Genomic DNA, 24,323 nt, shown 5'->3' on the forward strand with positions numbered 1-24,323 from the left:
CGCTGCGCGGAGAGGGAGACTATGGCGTTCCGTCTCTCCGGTATCCGTGGCGCAAGGCACACCGAAGGGAGGCGAAGCGGGAGATCGAAGTCTCCCTCTCCGCGCAGCGGGGAGGGTGAGGGTGGGGTCCTTCCGGGATCGGGTCGGGGCATGGTCCTGCACATCGTTCTGACCGACCACCCCGGTTCACGCGAAATACGCATCCCACATCGTGTTGCGGAACAACAGGCCGGGATCGACCTCGCGCTTGCGGGCGAGGAAACGGGGCAGGTTCGGATAGGCCTTCTCGACCTGGTCGCGGCGGGCATGCAGGCGGTAGGGCAGGTAGAACGAGCCGCCGATGGCGAGCACCCGCTCGATCAGTTCCTCGGTCATGGTCAGCATGTCGGCCTCGGCGTCGGCCGTGATGGCCTGCGAGAACAGCATGACGGCGGCGATCCGGGGCTGAGGCGCATAGGAGAGCGCGGCGACCGTGTCGGCCTTCAGCCAGCGCAGCGTGACGTTCAGCAGGTCCTGGCGCGATTTCAGGATGGTCTCGCGGCAGGCGGTGATGAACGCGGCGAACTGGTCCGGGGCGACGAAATATTCGTGCAGGATGTCGGTGCGGAACGTATCGCGGCCGGCGAGGTTGGCCACCGGTTCGTTCATCAGCGTGTTGCGGGTGGCAAGGCCCGAGGAGATCGCCGGATTGCCCACCGTCTCGGCGGTCCAGCGGGCGCGCTTGCCGGCTTCCGAGCCGATCTGGGCGCGGAAGATCTGGCGCGATACCGCCGACATCAGTCCGCCGGCCTCCGCGGCGGGAAGGCGGGCCGGCTGGTTCGCCACCGGCCGGTAGGTGATCATCATGGCCTCGCGCATGAAGTCGCGCCGCGCCACCGACAGGCGCCCATAGGCCATCTGCACCGCCGGATCGCCGGTGACGGCGGCGGCGAAGCGCGAGCCGAACTCGGCCGACGGCATCAGCACGTTGGTCGGCCGCAGCATGGCGTTGGGCACGGCTTCCACCTCCATGTCGAGGATGACGCCGAACAGGCCGTAGCCGCCCTGCACCAGCCCGTAGAGATCGGCATTCTCCGTCGGCGAGCAGGTGACGATGCTGCCGTCGGCCAGCATCAGGCGGAAGGCGCGCACGGTCGCGCCGAAGGGTCCGAACGGTGCCGGCCAGCCATGGGCATTCACCGACAGGGTGCCGCCGGTGGAGAAATCGGAGTTGGACTGCATGACGGCCGGCGACAGGCCGAGTGCGTCGAGTTGGTTGATCAGATAGATCCAGCGCGAACCGGAATGGGTGCGGTAGAGGCGGGCGGTGCGGTCCACCTCGCAGAGCGGGGTGGCGAAGGTGGCGGCGGAGCCATCGCGGGCAAGGCTCTGGCCGCCCATGGAATGACGGGCACCGCCGACCGTGAAGGCGCGCTTCGCGGCGGCGGCCTCCTTCAGCTCGCGCCTCAGCCTCTCGATGATGGCGGCTTCCGGATCGGCGCCGACCTGCCAGTGGCTCGCCATGGGCGTCGCGCTCAGACGGCTGGCATCGTTCAGCACCACGCGCTGGCGCGCCACGGCACGACGGGACAGGAGCGCGGCGGCGGCAGCGGCAGCCCCCAGTTTCAGGGCGGAGCGACGGGTGGTCTTCGTCATCGGCGGGAAGGCTCCTGGCGGAAAGGCTCCGGGCGGGCGGAATGATGGCGGGCGCCGGTTTCGGTCCTGTGCCGCGAACGGCGACGGCCTTCCCCGTCAGCCGATACCGCAGATCGTCTTCAGCCGCGCGGCGTGCGGTTTCAGCGGCGAGAGATCGTAGGTCTGCTCGACACCGGGGAACTTGATGAACACCCGGTCGCCGGTGACGAGGTCCAGCAGGAAATCGTTGGCGAAGCGGGCGGTGACGAAGGCCGAGGACCCGGTGATGCGCCAGCGCACCTGTTTCACCGGCCCGCCATCCACCTGGTAATGGCCGTTATGGACGCCGTCGGTGCGGCCGGGAAAGCGGTAGCCCGGCGAGAAGGACACGAAGGCCGCCCCGCCGCCGCACAGCAGGGTGAACCGCTCGCCGGAGCTGCGGTAGGACATTTCGAGGCTGGGACCGGACCCGCCCGGCCCCTGCGTCTCGCGGATGCTCCATTCCGCGCGCGTGTCGGTGGCGCCCGCGCAGAACAGCGCGACGACAGCGACAGCCGTCAGCCGCACGGTGCGGCGCGGGATCATTGCGGCTGCGGAGCGGCTTCGCAGGGGGATCATCGGAGGACAAACGGACCGGTTTGCGGCAAACGGGAGCCCTCGGCACGACTGCCGACCGGCCCCTTCCGCAGCCTTCTGCGCTCATCGGCGCGACAAGACAATCCCTGACTTCACGTAGGGGTAGCAAGAAACCGCCCGGGGCGCGCGACCGCCCCGGTTCGTCCGTTCGAGGTCCGCGCGCCGCTCTCAGAACGGATAATGGCGCGGTCCGGTCTGGATGGTGATCCAGCGCAGTTCAGTGAAGGCATCGATGCCGGCCTTGCCGCCGAACCGGCCGTAGCCGGAGGCCTTGACCCCGCCGAACGGCATCTGCGGCTCGTCGTGCACGGTCGGCGCATTGATGTGGCAGATGCCGCTCTCGATCCGCCGCGCAACCCGGAGCGCCCTCGGAATGTCGCGCGAGAACACCGCCGCCGACAGGCCGTATTCGGTGTCGTTGGCGATGCGGATGGCCTCCTCCTCGTCCTTGACTCGGACGATCGTGACGACGGGGCCGAAGCTCTCCTCGCCGTAGATGCGCATGGCCGGCGTCACCTTGTCGAGGATCGTCGCCGGCATGATCGTGCCGTCGAGCGAGCCGCCGGAGGCGAGCACCGCGCCCTTCTGCGTGGCCTCGTCGACGAGGCCCTTCACGCGCACGGCGGCGTCGCGCGAGACGATGGAGCCGAGCACCACGTTGCCGGAGCGCGGGTCGCCATGAGGGAGCGCGCGCGCCTTGGCGGCGAATTTCTCGACGAAGGCATCGGCGATTGTCTCCTGCACGACGATCCGCTCGGTCGACATGCAGATCTGGCCCTGGTTCATGAAGGCGCCGAAGGCCGCGGCATTCACCGCCTCGTCGAGATCGGCATCGTCGAGGATGACCAGCGGCGCCTTGCCGCCAAGCTCCAGCAGGGCGGGCTTCAGGTAGCGCGCGGCAGTCTCGGCGATGATCCGGCCGACGCGGGTGGAGCCGGTGAAGTTGACGCGCTTGACCGCCCGGTGGGCGATCAGGGTCTCGACCAGCTTGCCGGCATCGGCGGGGGCATTGGTGACGACATTGACCACGCCCGGCGGGAAGCCGGCATCGCGCATCACCGTGCCGATGAGCTGGTGCGTCGCCGGGCATTGCTCGGAGGCCTTCAGCACCACCGTGTTGCCGCAGGCGAGCGGCATGGCGATGGCCCGCACGCCGAGGATCACAGGTGCGTTCCACGGGGCGATGCCGAGGATGACGCCGACCGGCTGGCGCATGGCCAGCGCCAGATTGTGCGGCTTGTCGGTCGGGATGACATCGCCGGTGATCTGGGTGGTCATGGCCGCCGCCTCGCGCAGCATGCCGGCGGCGAGCATGACGTTGAACATGCCCCAGCCCTTGGTCGAGCCGGTCTCGGCCATCATCGCGTCAGCAAATTCCCCGGCGCGCGCGGCCATCAGGTCGGCGGCGGCGTTCAGCTTCGCGCGCCGCTCGTTGGGGCCGGTCTCCGACCAGGCCGGGAAAGCGGCCTGGGCGGCATCGACGGCGGCCACCGCATCGGCGACGGTCGCGGCGGCGGCGCGCGTGGCGACCGCGCCGGTCAGCGGGTCGAGCCGGTCGAAGGTGCGGCCGTCGGCGGCACCGATCTCGCGGGAGTCGATCATCAGATTGACGTGCTTCATGGGGGTCTCCCTCAAGGGCGGTGTCGCGGCGGCCGGGGCCGGCGCGGGCGTGGGACGAAGAACGGGTTCGGGCGCGACGGCGGGCGCAGGTGCGGATGCGGGGGCCTCGGTCCGCGCGCCGCCGAGATAGGCGGCGGCGACCTGCGGATCGTCGGCGAGGGCAGCGGCCGGCCCCTCCCCCACGATCCTTCCATTGGCGATGAGATAGGCCCGGTCCGCCAGCGCCAGGCTGCGACGGGCATTCTGCTCGACGATCAGGATGGCCGTGCCACGTCTCCGGATGACGGCCAGCGCCTTGAACAGTTCCGAGGTCATGACCGGCGAGAGGCCGAGCGAGGGCTCGTCGAGCATGACGAGCTCCGGTCGGGACATCAGAGCGCGGCCGATGGCGACCATCTGCTGCTCGCCGCCGGACATGGTGCGGACCTGCTGATCCATGCGCTCGGCAAGGCGGGGAAAGAGGGCGAGCACCTCGGCCAGGGTCTCGTCCTCCAGCGCGCGGGCGCGGCGGGGAAAGGCGCCCAGCATCAGGTTCTCGCGCACGGTGAGGTCGGCGAAGATGCCGCGCCCCTCGGGCACGAGGGCAATGCCGCGTTCGACGATATCGTTGGCCGGCCGGGCGGTGAGGGTTGCGCCCTCGAAGGTGATGGACGTGCCCCGGCCGGCGGGCACGATGCCGGCAATGGTCTTCAGGAGCGTGGTCTTGCCGGCGCCGTTGGCCCCGAGGATCGCGACCGTCTCGCCGCGGCCGACATGCAGGGAGACATCGTCCACTGCACGGTGGGCGCCATAGGCGGCGGTCAGGCGGGAGACCTCAAGCATCGTCGTCTCCGAGATAGGCGCGCACCACCTGCGGGTCGGACAGGGCCTCGGCCGGCGTGCCCTCGGCGATCTTGCGGCCGGCATTCATGACGATGCAGCGCGAGCAGAGCGCCCGGATGGCATCCATCACATGCTCGACCATGACGATGGTGATGCCCGAGCCGGAGAGCGAGCGGATCAGCGCGATGCCGTCCTCGAGTTCGGTCGGGTTGAGCCCGGCCAGCCATTCGTCGAGCAGCAGCAGGCGCGGCTGGGCGGCGAGCGCGCGGGCGAGTTCCAGCCGCTTCTGGTCGATATAGGTCAGGCTGCCGGCCGGCTGCTCCATGCGGCCACCGAGGCCGACGCGCACGACATAGGGCAGCGCCCGCTCCATGGCCTCGCCCGGCGGGCAGGGATCGGCCCCGAACATCGCGCCGACCGCGACATTCTCGGCAATCGTCATGGAGGCCATGACGCGGACCAGCTGGAACGTGCGGGCGATGCCGGCGCGGGTGATGAGGTGGGCCGGCATGCGCTCGATCGGCCGGCCGTCGAAGACGATGCGGCCGGAATCGGCCTTCAGGTTGCCGGTGATCAGGTTGAGCGCGGTGGTCTTGCCCGAGCCATTGGGACCGACAAGGCCGACGACCTCGCCGGGCCGGATGACGGCGTCCAGCCCGTCGACGGCCTTCAGGCCGCCGAAGGCCCGCGAGACACCCTTCAGTTCGATGAGCGGCTGCATGGGCTACTCCGCCGGATGGGCTTTGCGGGCCGCGCTGCGGGCGACGGCCGCACGGCCGTCGTCGAGCAGGCCGGCCACCCCGCGCGGCACGAAATAGACGACGCCGAGGAAGACGAGGCCGAGCAGGATGGAGAAATGATTGGGGAAATTGGCCTGCAGCAGCTCGAACAGGATGGCGAGCGGCACCACGCCGAGCAGCGGCCCGTAGAGCCGGCCGGCGCCGCCGAGCAGCGCCATGATGAGGGTCTGGAACGAGACGATCGGATTGAAGGCGATGGCCGGGTCGATATAGGTCCAGCGCGGCGCCATGATTGCCCCCACCACCGACATGATGGCGGCGGAGATGACGAAGACCAGGATCTTCGCCCGCGTCGTGTCGATGCCGGCATGGCGGGCCACCGTCTCGTCCTCGCCGATGGCGCGGAGCGCCCAGCCGAGCCGCGAGCGGGCAATCCACCAGCCGATCAGGAAGGTGGCGACGCAGACCCCGATCAGCAGCCAGTAGATGTCGCGCGGGGTGACATCGACGAAGACGAAACGCCCGACCGTGCCGCCGAACTTCGCCTCCGCATAGGTGACGATCTGGCGGACGAGTTCGGCGAGGCCGAAGGTGAAGATGACGAAATAGACCCCCGACAGCCGCAGCGTCGACAGGCCGACGACGGCCGCGACCAGCGCGCCCCCGGCTCCGGCAACCGCCAGCACGGCGGGAAGCGGCAACGTCTCGCCGAGGAAGGCCATGCAATAGGCGCCGAAGCCGAAGAAGGCGGCGGTGGCGAGCGACACGTAGCGTGTCGGGCCGGAGAACAGGGCCCATGCGGTGGCAAGCGCCGTGTACATCAGGATGTTGACCAGCAGCGACTGCCAGAACGGCCCGACAAGGAAGGGCAGCGGGGCGAGCAGCGCGGCGCCGGCCAGCACTGCGGCGGGAAGGATCATGTCCCTGCCGGTCATCGCGCCGGCCTCCCGAACAGGCCCGTGGGCCGGATGAGGAGGATGCCGAGAAACAGCGCGAAATTGACCGCCAGCGTCAGGCCGCTGTCGAGGAACGAGGTGGTCAGCGCCTCGGCCAGGCCGAGGATGAGGCCGGCCACCAGCGCGCCGAGCACATTGCCGACACCCCCCATGATGACCACGATCAGCGCCTTCATCGTGAAGACCACGCCCATCGAGGCGTTGAAGGTGAGGAACATCGAGACCAGCACGCCGGAGGCCGCCACCAGCGCGCCACCGAGCGCGAAGGCGAAGGCGGCATAGCGCGGCGTGTCGATGCCGACGAGGCGGGCGGAGGCCGGATCCACGGCCACGGCCCGCAGCGCGGTTCCGGCGCGTGTGCGCATCATCGCCCAGTAGAGCGCGAGCGTCAGGACGAGCGCGATGCCGGCCGCCACCAGCCGGTTGGCCGCCACCGTCGAGCCGATCACCTCGACCGGGATGGCGAGGTAGGAATAGGAGAAATAGGTGCCGCCGAAGACGACCAGCATGATGCCCTGGACGACGAAGAGCAGGCCGAAGGTGGCAAGGATCGTGTCGACCTCCAGCGCACCGGCATTGGGCGCGCGCTTCACCAGCGGTGCCATCAGCAGGCTGTAGATCAGCCAGTTGAGACAGAAGGAGACGGGCACGGCCACCGCCAGCGCGATGGCCGGGTTGAGCCCGAGCGCGGAGAACAGCAGATAGGCCAGGAAGGCCGCGGCGATGGTGAACTCGCCATAGGCGAGGTTCATGATGCGCGCGACGCCGTATTGCAGCGTCAGGCCCATGGCGATCAGCGCATAGATGCCGCCGAGGACCAGGCCGGACAGGATGACGTCAACGAGCAGCATCGGGAACTCAAGGGTACGCGGAGGGGTGGCGCGGCCCGTTCGGGGGCCGCGCCGAAGGGTGTCAGGCCGAGGGCCAGGCCGGCTTCGGGAAGACCGGCGCGCGGGTGCCGCCGATGCGGGTCGGGGCGAGCGCGACGAACTCGCCGCCCTGCCACTGGCCGACCCACCACTGGTCGACGCGCTGGTTGTTCTGGAACCTGATGGGTCCGAGGATCGTGTCGAAGCTGTTGGCGCCGATGTCGCGGATCAGCGCGGCCTTGTCGAGGCCGGCCCGCTCGATCGCCTGGGTCAGCACCTGCAGCGTCGTGTAGGTGGTGGACGAGGCCCAGCGGTCCGGCTCGCGGCCGACCACGCGGTTGTGGCGGGCGATGTAGTCGCGGATCTTCGGGTCGTCGACATTGACGCCGCCAATGCCCATGACGCCCTCGGAGACCGCGCCGAAGCGCTGCTTGTAGAGCGGGAAGGCCGTGCCGACGGCGGTGTAGAACACCTTCGGGTTGAGACCGGCGATGCGCGACTGCTCGGTGAGCGCCAGCGTGTCCGGCGGATAGGAGAAGGCCAGGAACATTTCGGGCCTGAGGCGGACCGCCTCGGCGACGATCGGCGCCAGATCCTGCGTGCCCGGCGGATATTGCCGGTCCATGACCACCTGGAAGCCGGCGCGCTGCAGACCGGCGCGGGCCGCGCCCACCAGTTCGAGGCCGAACTGGTCCTGCACGGAGGCCAGCGCCACCGTGTTGCCGAGGCCCTTGTCCTTGAGGGTGGCGAGCAGGTCCGTCAGCGCCGTGATGGCGGTCGACGGCCGGTCGAGGAACAGGAACATGTTGGTCCAGCGCCTGACCAGTTCCGGCTGCCTCTCGACGAAGAAGGTGGAGGCAAGATGCGGGAAGCCGCCGCGGTTGAAGGCCGGTGCCACGGCAAGGTTCATGGCGGTGCCCCAGGGCGGCAGCAGCAGGTCCACCTTGTCCTGGTTGACCAGCCGGTCGATGTTGCGGACCGCCTCCTCCGACTGCGAGCGGTCGTCATATTCGACGAACTCGATCATCCGGCGCTGGCCGCCGGGCAGCTTCAGGCCGCCGGCCTCGTTGGTCTCGCGCATCCACAGCATGTAGTTCGGCAGCGTCGTGGTGTTGGCGCCGCCGGCATTGGGCCCGGTCTTGGAGATCGAGAATCCGATGCGGACCGGGCCGGCCTGTGCGCGCGAGCCGGTGCCGACGAGGGCGGCTGCGGCAAGGCCGCCGACGACCGAGCGGCGATGGGGTCTGAATGACGTCATGTGCTCCTCCCTGGATGGTTCTGGTCCGGCCCCGGCGACGCCTCTTGCCGGGCGTGCTCGGGGTGACGATGCTGCCGTTTCGTCCTGCCGGCAACGGGTGCCGTCAGCCTTCGATGCGGATGCCGGCACTGCGGATCACCGGCTCCCAGAGCGCCAGTTCGGCGCTGACGGCAGCACCGAGTTCCTCCGGACTGGAGCCGACCGCGGTGGCGCCGAGGCTGGCGAGCCGCCCGGTGATCACCGGGTCCTTCAGGGCGGTCGCCATGTCGCGGGCGATCTTCGCCACCGCGTCCGCCGGCGAGCGGGCCGGCGTGAAGAAGGCGAACCAGGAATTGACCTCGTAGCCCGGCACGGTGTCGGCGATCGGCGCCACGTCCGGCAGGGTCGCGTGACGCGTCTTCGACGTGATGCCGAGCGCGCGGATCGTGCCGGCCCGAAGCTGCGGCGTGGACACCGTCACGGTATCGAACATGACGTCGAGCCGGCCGGCGATCAGGTCGTTCATGGCCGGGCCCGCGCCGCGATAGGGCACATGGGCCATCTCGACCTTCGCCAGATGCTTGAACAGTTCGCCGGCCATGTGGATGGAGGTGCCGACGCCGGCCGAGCCGAAGTTCAGCTTGCCGGGATTGGCCTTCGCCCGGGCGATGAAGTCCTGCACGGTGCGGTCGGGGGAAGCGGCCGGCACCACCATGACATTCGGCACGCGGATGGCCATGGAAACGGGGGCGAGATCGGTCGACGGATCATAGGCCATGCGGGCATAGAGCAGCCTGGCCACCGCCACCGACTGCGAGGTGATGAGCAGCGTGTGCGCATCGGGATCGGAGCGGGCGACCTCTGCCCCGGCGACATTGCCGCCCGCACCCGGCCGGTTCTCGACGACGACCGTCTGGCCCCAGGCCTGCGACAGCTTGTCGGCGATCAGCCGCGCCACGAGGTCGGCCGCCCCGCCCGGCGGGAAGGCCACCAGGATGCGCACGGATTTCGACGGGAAGCCCTGGGCGCGGGCAAGGCCGGGGGCCGCGAGCGTTGCGGTGAGCGCGGCAAGCGCGGTGCGGCGCGTCAGTCCGCCACCCGTCGCGGCGCTGCCAAGGGCGCTGATGTCACTGGAACCCATGTCCGTCTCCTCCCTGTCATGTCCTCCGCCTGTCGCCGGTCATTGGGTGCCGGGCGATCGGGCCGTATCGGTCAAGTCATTCCATCAGATGCGGCAGCCAGACATCGAGGACGGCCGCCCGCCGCTCCTCCTTCACCACCCGTAGCGCCTCGGCGATGCCCGCCTCGACCTCGTCGGCATGGGTGAGCTTGCGGGTGTAGGCGCCGCCGGCGGCCGCGGCGATGCCGCCATAGTCGGGCGGCGGATCGAAGGCGACGCCGATATCGCCCGCGGCCGCGGCATAGCCTGACGGGTGGACGGCCAGCGTCGAGAAGCGCGGGGCCTTCCAGCCGCGGTTGTTCAGCACCACCTGCAGGAAGGGCGTGCCGTATTGCCGCGCCATCCAGTGGACGGTGGAGGGCTGCGAGAACATGTAGGACCCGTCGCCGGTGATGGCGATGACGGTTTTCGACGGCGCGGCCAGCTTTGCGCCGATCGCCGCGCCGCCGTTCCAGCCGAGATTGCCGCCGCCCGAATTGAGCATCTGGCCGGGGCGGGTCGGAGCGATGTGGTTGCAGACCGCTGGATAATTGGTGATGCCCTCGTTCAACACCAGCGTGCCGGCATCCACATGCCGGCGCAGCGTGGCCATGACATATTCCGGCGTGATCGTGCCGTCCGAGGGCTTCTGTTCGAGGCATTGCAGGGCCGCCTTGCGGCGGGCGTGGCGCTCGGAATGGTAGGCGCGCCGCTCGCCGATGGCGGCGATGTCGAGGCGCACGCGGGCAAGGCCGGCATTGATCTGGGCAAGCGCGGTCTCGGCATGGACGCGGAACACCCGCTTCGCCGGGATCGACCAGAGCGGCATCTGCTGCTTCAGCGGATCGACGTCGAGGTGCCAGATGCGGGCGCCGGGCGCCGGCCGCGAGACGGTCGGGATCCAGGGAACGTCGCTGTCGATGACCAGCACCAGGTCGGCCTCGGCCAGGGCCTCGTTCTGGCGCGGCTCGTTCCACTGGCAGCCCTGATACATCGGGTTGTCGTGCGGCAGGTTGACGGCGTTCGGCACCGAGTCCAGGACGCCGATGCCGAGCGGGTCGACAAGCCGCTGGAGTTCGGCCACGGCCTTCGGGTTGCGGCCGAGATAGGAGGTGACGATCAGCGGCCGGCGGGCATTGGCAAGGTCGGTGGCCAGCGCATGGACGGCGTCGGGCGGCAGGGCGGCGGGGCCGATGGGGGCAAAATCGGCGGGGTCGACCGGCTGGGGCTGGACCTCCTCCTCCATCACCTCGCGGGCGCCCATGAGATAGACGGGACCCTTGGGGTCGGAATGGGCGAACTGCATGGCCCGGTGAACCATCTGGGCGATGTTGCGGCCGGTGCGCAGTTCGGCATCGTAGCGCATGTAGCCGCGCACGATGCCGCGCTGGTCATGCACGTCCTGGATCCATTGAATGAACTCGTTGCGGCTGCCCTTGATCTCGCCGAGCTGGGTGAAGGGCGAGGCGCCGGCAAAGATGAGGACCGGGACACGGCCTTTGTCGACATTGTGGACGGCGCCGGCGAGCGATTGCGTGCCGCATTCGACATGGACGAACACCGCCTGGGCGCGGCCGGAGACCTGGGCATGGCCCTGGGCGGCGGTCAGCGCCACCATCTCGTTCGGGCAGGTGATAACCTTCGGTACCGGCCGGCCAAGCGCCTGTGCCTCGGCCAGCGCCTCGACGAGGGCGGGATGGTCGGAACCGAAATTGGCGAAGATGAATTCAACGCCGGCAGCCACCAGCGCATCGAGAAAGGCTGCGGACGCGGTGTGTCCGGCACCCGTCGGGCGCTCGGCGCGACGATCCTGCGCTGGCGGCGACCAGTCCATTCGACACCTCTCGCCTGTGATAGTTGGACTTCCAACAATCGGAGTCAAGACCATCTTGCCGTGACCGGCGGATCGTGCGAGGCAGGGTGAACGGAGCGGGACGGACACGCTGCCGGAGACGAGGGCCATGGCCGAGAGAGCACGGATCGCGCCTGCCGCGTCCCCCGCCATCGACGAGGCGCCGGCACGGGCCGACGACTTGATCCGGCTGGGTCCGCTGGCCGATTTCATCGGCTTCCACCTGCGGCTGGCGCAGGAGGCCTCGTTCCGCGCCTTCGCGCAGCGCTCGGGCTGTCCCGGCATCAAGCCGAGCCGCTTCGCCATCATGACGCTGATCGCCGAGAATCCCGGCCTCAGCCAGACCACCCTCGGCCGTGCCGCCGGTCGGGACAAGTCGACGCTGACCACCGCCCTCGACGACCTCACGCGCCGCGGCCTCGTGCAGCGCGACCGCGAGCCGACCGACCGGCGCAGCTATCGCCTGCACCTGACGGCAAAGGGCGAGGAGGTTCTGGCGGAACTGATGGAGCGGGCGCGGGAGCACGACCGGCTGCTCGATTCCATCGTCGGCCCGCACAAAAAGCCGGAACTGATCCGGCTGCTCGCGCGGATTGCCGCCGACCTCGGCTGAGCCACCCGACGAAAGAGGGATGGCCGCGCTGCCATCCATGGCGCACCGCGCCCCGTAGGATCGGCCCGGCAGCCACGGGTTTCGCGCATGGACGTCCTTCTCTCGCCCGTCATCCTGTTCTTCGTGCTCGGCGCGCTGGCGGCGCTGGCCCGCTCCGACCTTGCCATCCCCGAACCGATCGCCAAGGGCATGGCGCTCTATCTGATGGCCGCCATCGGCCTGAAGGGCGGCGTGGAGGTGGCGGCGACCGGGGTGTCGCCCGCCATGCTGGCGGCCGGCCTGGCGGGGCTTGCCCTGTCCGTCCTCATTCCGGTCTGGGCCTTCTTCCTGCTGCGCACGGCCGGAGGGCTGGACCGCATCAATGCCGGCGCCGTGGCGGCCCATTACGGCTCGGTGAGCGTCGTCACCTTCGTCACCGGCTCGGAGGTGCTGGCTGCCGCCGGAACGCCGGCGGCCGGCTATCTGGTGGCGGTGCTGGCCCTGATGGAGACGCCGGCGATCGTGGTCGGCCTGCTGCTGGCCAAGGGGGCGGCTGCCACCAGCAACCGGCGCGAACTCATGCACGAGACGGTGCTCAACGGCACGGTGGTGCTGCTGATCGGGTCGTTCGTCATCGGCCTGATCGCCGGCAAGGACGGTTTTCGGCCGATCGCGCCAGTGTTCGAGACCGGCTTCCGCGGCATCCTCTGCCTGTTCCTGCTCGACATGGGCCTGGTGGCCGTGCGGCGCCTGCGCGAGACGCGCTCGCTCAGCCTTCGCCTGGTGGCGCTGGCGGTCCTCATGCCGGCCGCCAACGGGGTGCTCGGCACGGTGATCGGCCACTTCATCGGTCTGGATACCGGCTCGGCGGCGGCGCTCGGCATCCTCGCCGCCAGCGCGTCCTACATCGCCGTTCCGGCGGCCATGCGCCTTGCCCTGCCGGAAGCCAATGCCGGCCTCTATCTTGCCATGTCGCTTGCCGTCACCTTCCCGTTCAACGTGACGGTCGGCATCCCGCTGTTCACGCTGATCGCCCAGGGGCTCGCCCGATGATCACGACCGTCAGGCGCCGCAAGGTGGAGATCCTTGCCGACCAGCCGCTGCTCCGGCGCATCATCGCGCTTGCCGAGGCCTGCGAGGTGACCGGCCATACGGTGCTGCCGGTGGCGGAGGGCGCCGGTCAGGCCGGGCGCTGGACGAGCGACGACATCACCGGCGCCGAGACCAAGGTCATGGTCGTGATCATCACGACGGAGGAGCAGGCCGCAAGGCTGCTGGCCGCCCTGGCGCCGCTTCTCGCCTCTCACGGGCTGCTGGTCTGGACCAGCGCGGTGGAGGTGATCCGGGCAGAGAAATACTGAGCTGCGGGTGGCGACGGGAGGACGGGCCTGGACAGGCCCCACCCTCACCCTCCCCGCTGCGCGGAGAGGGGGACTTCTACCTCGCGCCCCTTGATGCCGGCGGTCGGGCCAGGCTCGACCGAAGCGAATGGAGGCCGACGCCGTAGTCCCCCTCTCCGTCGAGCGCAGCGAGAAGGGGAGGGTGCGGGTGGGGCAGCGACCGGCGCGGCGTGGCACTGCGCGGCCGGGACGCCAGCCCGACCAGCCACCTCACGCCGCCTTCGACAACCCCAGAACCTTCATGGCGTTCTGCTTCAGGATGAGGTCGTGGACCTCCTCCTTGAAGCCGGTCTCGCGGAACTGGGCGATCCAGCGCTCCGGCTGGATCAGCGGGAAGTCCGAGCCGAACAGCATCTTCGTCCTGAGCTGCGTGTTGGCATACTGCACGATCTGCGGCGGGAAATATTTGGGCATCCAGCCGGACAGGTCGATGTAGACGTTCGGCTTGTGCAGGGCGATCGACAGCGCCTCGTCGGTCCAGGGCCAGGACGGATGGGCGAGCACGATGGTCATGTCGGGAAAGTCGACGGCGACGTCGTCGATATGGATGGGCTGCGAATATTTGAGCCGCATGCCCCCGCCCCCGCGCATGCCGGTGCCGATGCCGGAATGGCCGGTGTGGAAGATGGCCGGCAGCTTGTGGTGCGCGATCACCTCGTAAAGCTGATAGGCCATCCGGTCGTTGGGGTAGAAGCCCTGGCAGGTCGGGTGGAACTTGAAGCCCTTGACCACGCCGGTGGCGATCAGGTCCTCGGCCTCGCGCGCGCCCAGCCGGCCCTTGTGCGGGTCGATGGAGGCAAAGGCGATCATCATGTCGGCATTGTCGCGCGCAGCGTCGGCGATCTCCTCGTTGGGGATGCGGCGGTTGCCGATCTGCGCCTCGGTATCGACCGTGAACATGACGAGGCCGATCCGGTTCTTGCGGTAATGCGCGATGGTCTCGGCAATGGTCGGGCGCTTGCCGACCTTGAAATATTTGCCGGCCGCCTCCTCGTAGGGAGTCCAGTAGGCATCGACATCCTGCCGGCAGGAGACCTCGGCATGGGTGTGGATGTCGATGGCGACCAGTTCGTCGACATTCATGGGTGAAGCCTCCCTGCCCTGCCGGCCGCGCCGCCCGTGCAACCGGCGGTGGCGCGCGGCGGATCCTTCGCAATCCTGTATAATGATTATACTCAATAACCATTTCAGCGGCAACGCGCGCGCCAGCTCCGTTCGGCGGGTCCCCCGGCCGCACCGTTCCGCAACCGGTCTCATCCCGCTGCAACCCCCGGCAATGCCGCGGCCGCGCCGATCCCGCCATGGTGTCCCTGTCATCAACGAACAGCCAAGCCACGGAGATCACACCATGAAGCGCCTCGCCCTTGCCGCCCTCGCCCTCGTCTCCGGTCTCGCCTCCGCGCAGGCCAACGACATCACCGGCCCCTGGTTCTGCACGATGAACTCGAGCCCCGCGACGGTCCGGATGAACGTCATCCTCGGTCCCGACCGGACGCTGATCGCCCAGGGCGAGGTGATCCTCAACGGCACCAGCGGCTATTTCCGCTTCAACCGCTCGCCGGGCCGGTGGTCCGTGGGCCGCAATCAGAACGGCCAGATCATGATCAACATGCAGGTCATGCCGCAGAGCTACCCGGTGTTCTCGATCCATGCCGGCGTCGTCGCCAATCCGAACGTGCTGCTGAACCAGTTCCGGGAGCCGCAGACCGGCACGATCGTCGAGACCGCCTGCCGCCGCGGCCACGGCTGAGCCCGACCGCTCGCACGAACCCGCAGGGCTGTCCGCAACCGGTCAAGGGACCGGCCGCGGGCAGCCCTTCCTTCGTCCGGATGCTCACGCAAGGGAGCTCTGGCGTCCTCGTCCGCCAGCGTGCCGCCGAATTCCCTAGGTGAATGGACCCAGCTGGTGCATAGTTCGCACAGTGGACAGATCGGACCCGCAAGATCTGCAGGTCCCGACATCGCCTGTCACCAGACAGCGCAAAAGGTCCCGGACTGCCGCCGAAGCCCGTTTCGATTTCGTCATCATGGACGAAGCACGCGATCTATCGACCGGTCACTTCAGAATTGATTGAGACGGTTGGAGCGCGCGTCCCACGCGACTTCACGGCACATCCCGACACGCGGCCTGGGGCTGCAGAAAGACCTGACATGTACATGACCTCGACGCGCAGGCCCGCCTCCATGCAGCGCAATGCCATCGCGGAAGCGGAGAAGCTGTTCCAGGCGCCCTCCCCCAAAACCCGTGCCGGCGCGCGCACGGCCTGCCCGGCCTGCGGCGGCTACCATCCCGTGGCGCCCTTCCAGTCCCGCAGCCGCGCACCCGGCTCGGTCGAGCACGACTGGCGCTGCGATACGTGCGGCCATGAATGGACCACCCGGCTGGGCCCGACCGCCGCACCGATCGCACGGGCGGACCTGCACCGCTTTCCGGTCGGTTCGGCTGTCCGGCTGATCGGCCGCTACGGCGCCAAGCCTGCGCCGATGGCGCTGTTCGAGGTGACCGGTCTGCGCCCCACCGTCGATGGCGAGCATCACTACCGCATCCGCAGCGCGGTCGAGGCGTGGGAGCGTGTGGCGGCGGAGCATGAACTGGTCGGCGCGCTCCATCCTCGCCCCGGCGCATGAGGCGCGGCGAAGCCCTGCCAGGCAGCGCCAATCCCGGAACGCATGCAGTCGTCACGGCGCGTCGACCGGATCGGGCACGCAAGGGTTTCGGCTGGACCGGCATCCGGTGCGGCCTGCTGGCGGCCGCGCTGCTGGTGTCCGGCCCGGCCGCACTGGCCGACGAGACGGGGCTGAGGCGGCTGACACCGGAGGAGCGGCGGCAGATGAATGCCCAGCTTGCCGAGGCGCGCTTTGCCCCCTGCGACGTGCTGACGCTGGCCGGCTCCCGCTGGTCCTGCCGGGCGACGACCCGCGCGGGCCACACCTACGCCCTCTAACACAGCAACGGGTTTTTCGCCATCGTGGCCCGGCGCCGGGTCGACGATGCGGCCGGGACCGTGCGCAACTGACCGTCAGCACCCGGCCTGCGGGACTGTGCGGCGGCGATGTGGGGAATGATGGTGCCCGGGGGCGGATTCGAACCACCGACACTGCGATTTTCAGTCGCATGCTCTACCAACTGAGCTACCCGGGCGACCGCCGAACGGAACCATCATGCGACGGTCACGCTGCAGTGCGCGGCGGCTTATAGAGGCTCGCTCCGGCCCTGTCCACCCTCCGCATCATATTGGCATGCCGGTTCCGGCGGCGCATGCTGCCGCGGCAGGGCGGTGGCCGCGCCATGCTGGCGATATCCGCCCCCACGAGAGCGAAGGACGCCGCAGATGCCGCCCGCCGCAGCCCAGAGCCCCACAGAGGCTTCCGCCACTGCTCCGGTGCCGGTTTTCTATGACGGATATCCTGCCGGGCTGCGGACGCGCCTTCTGGCGCTGCGTGCCCTGATCCTGCGGATCGCCGCCGTCACCGATGGGGTCGGCCCGCTCGACGAGACGCTGAAATGGGGCCAGCCGAGCTTTCTGACGCGGCAGACGGGCAGCGGCAGCACCATCCGCATCGATGGGCGCCGTGGCGATCCGGCGCATTACGCGCTGTATGTCCACTGCCGGTCCGGCCTGATGGACGAGTTCCGCGCGCTCTATGGCGACGTGCTGCACCTCGAGGGCGACCGCGCGGTGGTGTTGCCGGTCGATGGTGAGGTGCCGGAGGACGCCCTCGGACATTGCATCGCCCTGGCCCTCACCCATCATCGCCGGAAGGGCCGGGGCCGGCGCTGATGCCGACAAGAAAAAGCCCCGGCAGCGGGCACGCTACCGGGGCAGTCAGAGGTCATGCGGGGCATGCACGGCGAAGAAGGGGTCAGCGCAGGACGACCACGCGGGTGCCGACGCGGACGCGGTTGTAGAGGTCGACGACATCCTCGTTCAGCATGCGGATGCAGCCGGAAGACACCGCCTGGCCGATCGTGTGCGGCTCGTTGGAGCCGTGGATGCGGTAGAGCGAGGAGCCCAGATACATGGCGCGGGCGCCGAGCGGGTTGTCAGGGCCGCCGGCCATGAAGCGCGGCAGGTCGGGACGGCGCTGGAGCATCTGCACCGGCGGGCGCCAGTCCGGCCATTCCTGCTTGCGGGAAATCGTCTGCGTGCCGGCCCAGTCGAAGCCGGGGCGGCCGACGCCGACGCCGTAGCGGACGGCCTGGCCATTGCCGAGCACGAAATAGAGGCGGCGCTCCGAGGTGTTCACCACCACGGTGCCGGGCGCATAGGCGCCGGAGAAGGCCACCACCTCGCGCGGGATCGCCGGAGCACGGGCCGCCTCGCGGGGCGCGGTGAACGGCAGGGCGCTCATCGGCTGGCGGGTATCGGGATCGATCAGGACAGAGGCATTGGCGGCGGGCGCGGCGGCGAGAGCGGCGAGGCTCAGGGCGCAGGCGATGGCAAGGCGGCGCATGATGGAACTCCCAGTCGTCGGGTCAGGAGGGCCGGCGTCAGCGGGTGGCGACGTCGACGGAAACGGTGCGGACCTGGCGCAGCGTGCGGCCGGCGGCCGCGGTCTGGCAGGCCGGCGGGATGTGCGGCCAGGCGAACTGGGCGCAGCCGGCGCGGTCGCCCTGGATGGCGGCGGTCTGGCCGGTCTCGGCCTGGCGCGGCGCACCGTCGAGGCGGTTGCGGAAGGCGTCGAAGGCGCCGAGGGCGTGATCCACGTCGGCCACCGAATAGCTGAGCTTGAGCTGCGGAGCATCGGTCACCGCGGCGCGTCCGGCAGGCGCCAGGACGAGGGCCGCAACGATCACGGTCGAGGCCACCATGCCGAGGGCCAGGAACTTGGACATGCGGGTCATTGTCGCTCTCCCCTGTCGGCCCTTGTGGGCCGTCTCCTCGATGGGTCGTCGCGGGCTTGAAAAAGGTTCATCGCCTTTCTCTCGCCGCGATGTCTCATCGCGTTGGACAGAACTTAGGGAGTGCCGCTTTCGTTCCGTTGCCGGGGCGGGGGGTGCTGCATTTCAGCGCCCGCGCCCTTTGTTTCAAGGCTTGCGCGGGGGTGTCGCGGTACGGCTGCGAATGTTTCGCGGCGGGCCGTTTGTTTCCAAACGGGCGTCCGGCGTCAGCGTGTCTCGCCTTCGGGCATGAACATGTAGCCGGCCCCGCGCACGGTCTTGATATAGGCCGGCGTGTCGGGATCGGGCTCGATCTTGCGGCGGATGCGGGTGATACGCACGTCGATCGCCCGGTCGAAGGCGTCGGGGTCACGGGCGCCGGCAAGGTCGAGCAGCCGGTCGCGGGAGAGCACCCGGCGCGGGTTCTCGGCAAAGGCCTTCAGCAGCGAAAACTCCGAGGCGGTCAGCGGCAGTTCCCGGCCCTCGTCGTCGCGCAGCACGTGGGCGGCCAGATCGAGGATCTTGGTGCCGAAGCGCACCGTCTCCGTCCGCCCGGCGCTACCTGGCACCGCGGCCGGCGCCGCCAGGCGCCTCAGCAATGCGCGCACGCGCGCCAGCAGTTCGCGCAGTTCGCAGGGCTTGGCGAGATAGTCGTCGGCGCCGACCTCCAGGCCGACGATCCGGTCGGTGGGCGCTGCGGTGGCGGTCAGCATGATGACCGGCACGGGCGCCCGGCGCTTGATGTCGCGCAGCACCGACAGGCCGTCCTCGCCGGGCATGTCGAGGTCGAGCACGACGAGGTCGGCGCGCTCGGTCGCCATGGCCCGGCGCAAGGCCGGCCCGCCGTCGCACAGGGTCACGCGGAAACCGTGGAGCGAGAGATACTCGCCGACCATGTCGCGGGCCGCGGCCTCGTCGTCCACCACCATGACGTGATGTTGGCCGCTCACGACGGCGCCCCCTGCACGGCCGGCGGCATGATGATGGTGAAGGTGGCGCCACGGCCGGCGCCCTCGCTCTCGGCGGCGATGCGCCCGCCATGCAGTTCGACGATCCGCCGCGAGATGAACAGGCCGAGCCCGGTCGAGCTCTCTCCGCCGGTGGGCCGGGCCGACAGGCGCTGGAAGCGGCCGAACAGCCGCGCCTGATCCTCGGGCGACAGGCCGGGCCCCGAATCGGTCACGGCCACCTTGTGGCCGCCCTCATCGGCCGAGAGGATCACGCGGATGCGGCCGCCGGCCGGCGAATATTTGATGGCGTTGGACACGAGGTTGTCGACCGCCTCGCGCATCCGGTCCGGATCGGCGCGGCCGGGCAGGCTTTCGGGCCCCGAATAGATCAGCGTCTGGCCCTTGCGGGCGGCCAGAGGCGAATTGCCGTCGATCACCGCCTGCACCAGAATCGCCCAGTCGACGTCGCTCGGGCGCAGGACGATGTCCTCGGCATCCAGCATGGCATCGTTGATCAGACCGTCGACCATCGCGGTCATGCGCGCGACGGAGGCACGAACCTGCTCGATCTGGCCGAGGGCGCGCTCGATCAGCGGCGGCTTCTGGACCAGAAGTTCGCCCATCATCTCCGAGCGGCCGAGAATGACCCCGAGCGGGTTCTTCAGGTCATGGGCAACCGTGCCGAGCACCTCGGCCTTGTGGTCGTTGGTGCGCTTCAGGCGCGCCCACTGGGCGGTCAGCCGTTCGTTGGCGATGGTCAGCTGGCGGGTCCGCTCGGTGACGCGCTGCTCGAGCGTCTCGTTGGCGGCCTGCAGCTGTTCGTAGAGGATGACATTGTCGAAGGCGGTGGACAGGCGCCCGCAGAACACCGCGACCAGCGTGCGATCGGTCTCGGTCAGCGGGCGGTCCGAACGGAGCGCGACCACCACCTCGCGGCCGCTGGCCGTCTCGATATAGAGCGCGGTCTCGGCACCCTCGAAGGCGTGGCGGCGGCGCTCGAAGGCCAGTTTGACCAGCGCCGCCATGGCCGGGTCGAGCCTGTCGCCGCCCTTGTCCGCCGAGCGCGCATAGATGCCGGAGCCTGCGAGAATCGAATAGCCATCGCTCCGGTCCTCGCGCAGGACCAGGATGCCCTCGCAGCGCGCCCTGACCAGCGAGCCGATCTGGGTCAGCACGCCGGCGGCCAGCTTGCGCATCGACTTGAGGTCGAACAGTTCGGAAGCGGCGTCAACGATGAGCTCGAGGCCGCGGCGCGTCTCCACCAGGCGCATGAGCTGCTGATAGCTGCGGATGGCGGCGGTGAGCGCGGTGAACAGCTTGTCGGAGGTCAGCTCCGTCTTCGCCTTGTAATCGTTGATGTCGTAGTCGACGATCACCTGCCGCTCGGGGGCCTGGCCCGGCTGGCCGGTGCGCAGGATGATGCGCACCGTATCGTTCTTCAGCTCGTTGCGGATGTGCTGGACGAGATCGAGCCCGGCCCCGTCGCTCTCCATCACCACATCGAGCAGGATCACCGCCATGTCGGGGTGTTCGGCGAGCAGCTGGCGCCCCTCGGCCGCCGACATGGCGGAGAACAGTTCCAGCCGCGCGCCGTTGAGCTCGTAGTCCGACAGGGAATAGCGCGTGCCGGAATGGATGGCCGGATCGTCGTCGATGATCGCCACCTTCCAGCCGGGCCCGTCATGATCGGGCGCCGGTGGCCCGTCTTCCACCACGCGGATGACGTCGTCGTCCTGATCGTGCATCGGCTTGTCCGGATCGGTCATGCGGGCACCTCGCCGCGCTCGGCGGGCTCATGCGGGGCGGTCAGCGGCAGGACGATACGAAAGGTGCTGCCCTGGCCCGGCTCGGTATCGAGATAGATGCGACCGCCGAGGCGGTGCGTGACGATATTGGCGACGATGTTGAGGCCGAGGCCCGTGCCCCCTGCCCCGCGGCGCGTTGTGAAGAACGGGTCGAAGGCCTGGCGCTTGACGTCGGCGCTCATGCCGATACCGTCGTCGCGGACGCAGAGCTCGACCTGCGAACCCTCCGCGCGCGCAAGAATGGACAGCGTGCCGGCACGCCCGTCGGGGAAGGCATGGGTCAGGGCGTTGATGAACAGATTGGTGACCACCTGGCCGTAGGGGCCGGGATAGCTGTCCAGCATGATGCCCGGCGGCACATCGACATTCAGCGTGACCGGGACGCGCCTGAGGGTCGGCCTGAGGCTGGCGATGATCTGGTCGGTGGCCTCGGCAAGGTCGAAGGAGCGACGGTCGGCATGGCTGCGGTCCACGGCGACCTGCTTGAAGGCCTGGATCATCTCGCCGGCCCGCTGGAGATTGAGCGACAGCTGGCTGGCGGCCTCGCGGCTGCCCTGCACGAAATCGGTGAGTTTCGAGCGCTTCAGCTCGCCGCTCTCCACGTCCCGCGCGAAGCTGTCGATGCGCCGCGACAGGGTGGACGCCACCGTCAGGCTGATGCCGATGGGATTGTTGACCTCGTGGGCGACGCCGGCGACGAGCCCGCCGAGGGCGGCCAGCTTCTCGGCCTCGACAAGGCTCTGCTGGGTCTCCCGCAGATGGGCCAGTGCCGTCTCCGCCCGGTCCTTGGCGGCGACGAGGTCCTGCTCGGCCATGCGCTTGGCAATGGCGTTCTGGCGGAACACCTCGACCGAGCGGGCCATGCGGCCGATATCGTCGGTGGCATCAAGGCCGGGCGGCGGCGTATCGAGCCTGTCGGCGGCGATGGCCCCCATGCTGGTGGACAATTCGTCCAGCGGCACCCGGATGGAGCGGGCGATCACCGTCCAGATCACCGCGACGAAGGCGAGGAAGATGCCCGCGATGCCGACGGCCTGGACGAAGACGATGCGCAGCGTCTGGTCCAGCTTCTGCTGGGCCTGGTCCTCGCGCGCCCGCGCCCGCTCGGCCACTTCCTGGATGACGGTGGCCATCACCGCCTGATTGCCGTCGATCTCCACCTGCAGGAGGCGGTTCTGCATGCCGAGCACCTGGACCATGCGGCCGAAGCCGGCGCGCAGCGCGGTGGTCCGGTCGGTGAGCGCCTGCAGGGCGGCGCGCTGGAACTCGGTCTCGGCGAGATCGACCATCACAGGCGCGGTCGCCTGGATCACCGCGATGGAGCGGGCGGCCTCGCGCTGGGCCTGTACCGACTGGGTGAGGTAATAGTCGTTGATGGCGACGAGGAAGATCGAGAAGGCCTCGCGCGACTTGCCGAGCGAGGGCCCGACGAGTGCCGAGCGCTCGGCCATGGCGGTCTCGACGACCGAATAGAGCTGGGACAGTTCGCTCGCCGGCCGGCGGATCTCGTTCTCATAGATGGACGAGATGGTCTCGCGCACGCTGCGCAGCTCGTCGAAGCCGAGCATGAAGCGCTCGGTGACGCTGGTGACGGAACGGGCGGGATTTTCCAGGGCAAAGTCGATGTCCCGCTCGACCGCCAGCTTGCCGAGCAGGGCACGGCGGCGCTGTTCGATCTCGTTGAGGACGACATCGTTGGGCAGGGCGAAATAGCGGTGGATGAGGGTCTGCAGCCGGCCGGCATCGTTCTCGATGGAGGCGAGGATGCGGTCGATCCGGCGGGCCTCCTGAAGATCGCCCCAGGCTGCACGGATGGCCGTGGCGCCGGTGCCGATAAGCAGCATCAGGAGGGTGATGAAGGCAAGGTTCAGGATCACCACGGTGGCGATGCGCCAGCGCACCGGGATGCGGCGCAGCAGGTGCGAGGCGGCATCCAGCCGCCCCCGCATGGTCCTCAACGCCGGGCGCACCACCACCCTTCTGGCCGTGGCTGCATCCATCAGTCGGACCGGCGGATGCGCTCGACGAGGGCTGCGAGCGGCGGATCGGAGGCGAACCGCGCGGCCAGCCCGCTGACCGCCCGCTCGAACGGCGTGCGATCGACCAGCCGGGTGATGACGACGCCGGCCGCCTCCGCGCGCCGCTGGGACTCGACCTCGAGCCGCACCCATTGCTCGCGCATGGCCCGCGCCGACTCGCGCGCCGCCTCCCGGAACAGTGCGCGATCCTCGACGCTCAGCGCATCCCAGGCGCGTTTCGACATGATCAGCACTTCCGGGCTCATCGTGTGCTCGGTCAGCGTGATGTAGCGTGCCGCCCGGTAATGGTCGGTCGTGACGTAGGAGGGCCAGTTGTTCTCGGCGCCATGAATGAGGCCTGTGGTCAGCCCGATCTGCACCTGGCCATAGGGCATGGCCACAGGCTCTGCGCCGAGCGCGCGGATCATCTCGACCATCATGTCGGACTGCTGCACGCGGATGCGCAGACCGCGCAGGTCTTCCAGCGACCGGATGGGGCGCGCGCCGTTGTAGATCGACCGGGCGCCGGAATCGTAGAAGGCGAGGCCGACAAGGCCGTACTGGTCGAAGCGGCCGAGAATGTCCTCGCCGATCGGTCCGTCGAGCACCCGATGAAGGTGATCCACCGACCGGAACAGGAATGGCAGCGAGAGGATGTTGGCCTCGGGGATGAAACTCGACAGGGGCGCCACATTGGTGCGGTTGATGTCGATGGCGCCGATGCGCGTCTGTTCAATGGTCTCCTTCTCCTCGCCGAGTTGGCGGGAGTGGAAGATGCGCAGGCTGTGACGGCCGCCCGACCGCTCCCGGATGATCCGGTCCATCACCTCCAGCGCCTTGACGGTGGGATAGTCGCCGGGCTGGGCGTCGGCGACGCGGAACTCGCGGGCGGATGACTGGCCGGCCGCGACGATGAGGAGAATCCCGGCAAGCACGGCTGCGGCGAGCCGTCCGGCGCGACCGATAAGGCGCGATGTCGACATCCTGGTCCCCTTCCGCCGGCGCGTCTTGCGCGCGGGCCGGCAGCGGCGACGATCATGCCACAGGATCAATCGCCTACGCTACGCCATCGGCCCTGAAACGGCCCGGTCCAAAAGCCGAAGGCCGGGCCCGCGTTTCAATTCCGTGTCACGGCAGGTCGCTCTGTTTCAGCTTCCGGTGCTTCACGAAA

At 69.3% G+C, this 24,323-nt stretch carries 23 protein-coding genes, 1 tRNA gene and 1 pseudogene; 7 read left to right on the top strand and 18 right to left on the bottom strand.

The features are described 5' to 3' along the window. Positions 1-186: 186 nt before the first annotated feature. From ACTIFS_RS06455 to ACTIFS_RS06500, 10 genes and pseudogenes are all read right to left on the bottom strand, one after another. Positions 187-1,635: an FAD-binding oxidoreductase gene (locus ACTIFS_RS06455; protein ID WP_439573237.1), complete on the bottom strand. Its 1,449-nt coding sequence runs from the start codon at positions 1,633-1,635 to the stop codon at positions 187-189. A 96-nt stretch (positions 1,636-1,731) separates the two neighbouring features. Continuing rightward, the gene (locus ACTIFS_RS06460; protein ID WP_439573238.1) at positions 1,732-2,199 is read right to left on the bottom strand and encodes a hypothetical protein; all 468 of its coding nucleotides are present in this window, start codon (positions 2,197-2,199) and stop codon (positions 1,732-1,734) included. 219 nt (positions 2,200-2,418) lie between these two features. After that, positions 2,419-3,870 (bottom strand): aldehyde dehydrogenase, encoded by a 1,452-nt coding sequence (locus ACTIFS_RS06465; RefSeq protein WP_439573523.1) that lies wholly within the window; start codon positions 3,868-3,870, stop codon positions 2,419-2,421. A 345-nt stretch (positions 3,871-4,215) separates the two neighbouring features. Beyond that, positions 4,216-4,776, bottom strand: a pseudogene (locus ACTIFS_RS06470) (ABC transporter ATP-binding protein); the annotation flags it as partial. Further along, positions 4,685-5,413 carry an ABC transporter ATP-binding protein gene (locus ACTIFS_RS06475; protein ID WP_439573239.1) on the bottom strand — a complete coding sequence of 243 codons (729 nt, stop codon included), beginning with the start codon at positions 5,411-5,413 and terminating at the stop codon, positions 4,685-4,687. The pseudogene ACTIFS_RS06470 and the gene ACTIFS_RS06475, both read right to left, overlap by 92 nt. A gap of 3 nt (positions 5,414-5,416) precedes the next feature. Beyond that, positions 5,417-6,367, bottom strand: a complete 951-nt coding sequence (locus tag ACTIFS_RS06480; protein ID WP_439573240.1) for a branched-chain amino acid ABC transporter permease — start codon at positions 6,365-6,367, stop codon at positions 5,417-5,419. Beyond that, positions 6,364-7,239 (bottom strand): branched-chain amino acid ABC transporter permease, encoded by an 876-nt coding sequence (locus tag ACTIFS_RS06485; RefSeq protein WP_439573241.1) that lies wholly within the window; start codon positions 7,237-7,239, stop codon positions 6,364-6,366. Before ACTIFS_RS06485 ends, ACTIFS_RS06480 begins: the two co-directional genes overlap by 4 nt. A 61-nt stretch (positions 7,240-7,300) precedes the next feature. Then, positions 7,301-8,515, bottom strand: a complete 1,215-nt coding sequence (locus tag ACTIFS_RS06490) for an amino acid ABC transporter substrate-binding protein (RefSeq protein WP_439573242.1) — start codon at positions 8,513-8,515, stop codon at positions 7,301-7,303. 103 nt (positions 8,516-8,618) lie between these two features. Next, entirely contained in the window at positions 8,619-9,635 is a 1,017-nt protein-coding gene (locus ACTIFS_RS06495) for a tripartite tricarboxylate transporter substrate binding protein (RefSeq protein WP_439573243.1), read from the bottom strand. 76 nt (positions 9,636-9,711) lie between these two features. After that, entirely contained in the window at positions 9,712-11,487 is a 1,776-nt protein-coding gene (locus ACTIFS_RS06500; RefSeq protein ID WP_439573244.1) for a thiamine pyrophosphate-requiring protein, read from the bottom strand. Positions 11,488-11,614: 127 nt separating this feature from the next. Here ACTIFS_RS06500 and ACTIFS_RS06505 point away from each other — a divergent pair, with 127 nt between their 5' ends. From ACTIFS_RS06505 to ACTIFS_RS06515, 3 genes are all read left to right on the top strand, one after another. Next, entirely contained in the window at positions 11,615-12,118 is a 504-nt protein-coding gene (locus tag ACTIFS_RS06505) for a MarR family winged helix-turn-helix transcriptional regulator (protein ID WP_439573245.1), read from the top strand. Between the two features lie 87 nt (positions 12,119-12,205). Beyond that, complete coding sequence (locus tag ACTIFS_RS06510) at positions 12,206-13,150, top strand: sodium-dependent bicarbonate transport family permease (protein WP_439573246.1); 945 nt, start codon at positions 12,206-12,208, stop codon at positions 13,148-13,150. Then, the gene (locus ACTIFS_RS06515) at positions 13,147-13,458 is read left to right on the top strand and encodes a DUF190 domain-containing protein (RefSeq protein WP_439573247.1); all 312 of its coding nucleotides are present in this window, start codon (positions 13,147-13,149) and stop codon (positions 13,456-13,458) included. Before ACTIFS_RS06510 ends, ACTIFS_RS06515 begins: the two co-directional genes overlap by 4 nt. 249 nt (positions 13,459-13,707) lie before the next feature. Here ACTIFS_RS06515 and ACTIFS_RS06520 read toward each other — a convergent pair whose 3' ends face one another. Beyond that, positions 13,708-14,580 (bottom strand): amidohydrolase family protein, encoded by an 873-nt coding sequence (locus ACTIFS_RS06520; RefSeq protein WP_439573248.1) that lies wholly within the window; start codon positions 14,578-14,580, stop codon positions 13,708-13,710. 265 nt (positions 14,581-14,845) lie between these two features. Between ACTIFS_RS06520 and ACTIFS_RS06525 the strand changes: the two genes are divergently transcribed. From ACTIFS_RS06525 to ACTIFS_RS06535, 3 genes are all read left to right on the top strand, one after another. Further along, positions 14,846-15,247 (top strand): hypothetical protein, encoded by a 402-nt coding sequence (locus ACTIFS_RS06525; protein ID WP_439573249.1) that lies wholly within the window; start codon positions 14,846-14,848, stop codon positions 15,245-15,247. A 401-nt stretch (positions 15,248-15,648) separates the two neighbouring features. Then, positions 15,649-16,125, top strand: a complete 477-nt coding sequence (locus ACTIFS_RS06530) for a hypothetical protein (RefSeq protein ID WP_439573250.1) — start codon at positions 15,649-15,651, stop codon at positions 16,123-16,125. After that, on the top strand, positions 16,122-16,442 hold the full coding sequence (locus ACTIFS_RS06535) for a hypothetical protein (RefSeq protein ID WP_439573251.1): 321 nt from the start codon (positions 16,122-16,124) through the stop codon (positions 16,440-16,442). Before ACTIFS_RS06530 ends, ACTIFS_RS06535 begins: the two co-directional genes overlap by 4 nt. A gap of 121 nt (positions 16,443-16,563) precedes the next feature. Here the strand turns inward: ACTIFS_RS06535 and ACTIFS_RS06540 are convergent. Beyond that, positions 16,564-16,639 (bottom strand) — tRNA-Phe (locus ACTIFS_RS06540). Between the two features lie 190 nt (positions 16,640-16,829). On the opposite strand from ACTIFS_RS06540, the gene ACTIFS_RS06545 reads away from it, so the two are divergent. Next, positions 16,830-17,279, top strand: a complete 450-nt coding sequence (locus tag ACTIFS_RS06545) for a DUF1801 domain-containing protein (RefSeq protein ID WP_439573252.1) — start codon at positions 16,830-16,832, stop codon at positions 17,277-17,279. Between the two features lie 82 nt (positions 17,280-17,361). Here the strand turns inward: ACTIFS_RS06545 and ACTIFS_RS06550 are convergent, their stop codons facing one another. The 6 genes from ACTIFS_RS06550 to ACTIFS_RS06575 form a co-directional block, all read right to left on the bottom strand. After that, complete coding sequence (locus tag ACTIFS_RS06550) at positions 17,362-17,952, bottom strand: L,D-transpeptidase (RefSeq protein ID WP_439573253.1); 591 nt, start codon at positions 17,950-17,952, stop codon at positions 17,362-17,364. A gap of 37 nt (positions 17,953-17,989) precedes the next feature. Then, positions 17,990-18,343, bottom strand: a complete 354-nt coding sequence (locus tag ACTIFS_RS06555; RefSeq protein ID WP_439573254.1) for a hypothetical protein — start codon at positions 18,341-18,343, stop codon at positions 17,990-17,992. Between the two features lie 263 nt (positions 18,344-18,606). Then, positions 18,607-19,329, bottom strand: coding sequence for a response regulator (locus ACTIFS_RS06560; protein WP_439573255.1), 723 nt, complete (start codon positions 19,327-19,329; stop codon positions 18,607-18,609). After that, the gene (locus tag ACTIFS_RS06565; protein ID WP_439573256.1) at positions 19,326-21,095 is read right to left on the bottom strand and encodes an ATP-binding response regulator; all 1,770 of its coding nucleotides are present in this window, start codon (positions 21,093-21,095) and stop codon (positions 19,326-19,328) included. The genes ACTIFS_RS06560 and ACTIFS_RS06565 overlap by 4 nt, the downstream gene beginning before the upstream one ends. After that, entirely contained in the window at positions 21,092-23,134 is a 2,043-nt protein-coding gene (locus ACTIFS_RS06570) for a sensor histidine kinase (RefSeq protein WP_439573257.1), read from the bottom strand. Before ACTIFS_RS06570 ends, ACTIFS_RS06565 begins: the two co-directional genes overlap by 4 nt. After that, complete coding sequence (locus ACTIFS_RS06575; RefSeq protein WP_439573258.1) at positions 23,134-24,135, bottom strand: TRAP transporter substrate-binding protein; 1,002 nt, start codon at positions 24,133-24,135, stop codon at positions 23,134-23,136. The genes ACTIFS_RS06570 and ACTIFS_RS06575 overlap by 1 nt, the downstream gene beginning before the upstream one ends. Positions 24,136-24,323: the final 188 nt, after the last annotated feature.

Source organism: Phreatobacter sp., assembly GCF_051860605.1.
GTDB lineage: Bacteria > Pseudomonadota > Alphaproteobacteria > Rhizobiales > Phreatobacteraceae > Phreatobacter.

Bases quoted from the DNA above. Each gene is read 5' to 3' on its own strand.
- ACTIFS_RS06570 (WP_439573257.1), bottom strand. From the start codon at position 23,134: ATGGATGCAGCCACGGCCAGAAGGGTGGTGGTGCGCCCGGCGTTGAGG.
- ACTIFS_RS06510 (WP_439573246.1), top strand. From the start codon at position 12,206: ATGGACGTCCTTCTCTCGCCCGTCATCCTGTTCTTCGTGCTCGGCGCG.
- ACTIFS_RS06480 (WP_439573240.1), bottom strand. From the start codon at position 6,367: ATGACCGGCAGGGACATGATCCTTCCCGCCGCAGTGCTGGCCGGCGCC.
- ACTIFS_RS06525 (WP_439573249.1), top strand. From the start codon at position 14,846: ATGAAGCGCCTCGCCCTTGCCGCCCTCGCCCTCGTCTCCGGTCTCGCC.
- ACTIFS_RS06495 (WP_439573243.1), bottom strand. From the start codon at position 9,635: ATGGGTTCCAGTGACATCAGCGCCCTTGGCAGCGCCGCGACGGGTGGC.
- ACTIFS_RS06565 (WP_439573256.1), bottom strand. From the start codon at position 21,095: ATGACCGATCCGGACAAGCCGATGCACGATCAGGACGACGACGTCATC.
- ACTIFS_RS06550 (WP_439573253.1), bottom strand. From the start codon at position 17,952: ATGCGCCGCCTTGCCATCGCCTGCGCCCTGAGCCTCGCCGCTCTCGCC.
- ACTIFS_RS06515 (WP_439573247.1), top strand. From the start codon at position 13,147: ATGATCACGACCGTCAGGCGCCGCAAGGTGGAGATCCTTGCCGACCAG.
- ACTIFS_RS06505 (WP_439573245.1), top strand. From the start codon at position 11,615: ATGGCCGAGAGAGCACGGATCGCGCCTGCCGCGTCCCCCGCCATCGAC.
- ACTIFS_RS06520 (WP_439573248.1), bottom strand. From the start codon at position 14,580: ATGAATGTCGACGAACTGGTCGCCATCGACATCCACACCCATGCCGAG.
- ACTIFS_RS06535 (WP_439573251.1), top strand. From the start codon at position 16,122: ATGAGGCGCGGCGAAGCCCTGCCAGGCAGCGCCAATCCCGGAACGCAT.
- ACTIFS_RS06485 (WP_439573241.1), bottom strand. From the start codon at position 7,239: ATGCTGCTCGTTGACGTCATCCTGTCCGGCCTGGTCCTCGGCGGCATC.
- ACTIFS_RS06575 (WP_439573258.1), bottom strand. From the start codon at position 24,135: ATGTCGACATCGCGCCTTATCGGTCGCGCCGGACGGCTCGCCGCAGCC.
- ACTIFS_RS06460 (WP_439573238.1), bottom strand. From the start codon at position 2,199: ATGATCCCGCGCCGCACCGTGCGGCTGACGGCTGTCGCTGTCGTCGCG.
- ACTIFS_RS06455 (WP_439573237.1), bottom strand. From the start codon at position 1,635: ATGACGAAGACCACCCGTCGCTCCGCCCTGAAACTGGGGGCTGCCGCT.
- ACTIFS_RS06500 (WP_439573244.1), bottom strand. From the start codon at position 11,487: ATGGACTGGTCGCCGCCAGCGCAGGATCGTCGCGCCGAGCGCCCGACG.
- ACTIFS_RS06475 (WP_439573239.1), bottom strand. From the start codon at position 5,413: ATGCAGCCGCTCATCGAACTGAAGGGTGTCTCGCGGGCCTTCGGCGGC.
- ACTIFS_RS06555 (WP_439573254.1), bottom strand. From the start codon at position 18,343: ATGACCCGCATGTCCAAGTTCCTGGCCCTCGGCATGGTGGCCTCGACC.
- ACTIFS_RS06490 (WP_439573242.1), bottom strand. From the start codon at position 8,515: ATGACGTCATTCAGACCCCATCGCCGCTCGGTCGTCGGCGGCCTTGCC.
- ACTIFS_RS06530 (WP_439573250.1), top strand. From the start codon at position 15,649: ATGTACATGACCTCGACGCGCAGGCCCGCCTCCATGCAGCGCAATGCC.
- ACTIFS_RS06545 (WP_439573252.1), top strand. From the start codon at position 16,830: ATGCCGCCCGCCGCAGCCCAGAGCCCCACAGAGGCTTCCGCCACTGCT.
- ACTIFS_RS06465 (WP_439573523.1), bottom strand. From the start codon at position 3,870: ATGAAGCACGTCAATCTGATGATCGACTCCCGCGAGATCGGTGCCGCC.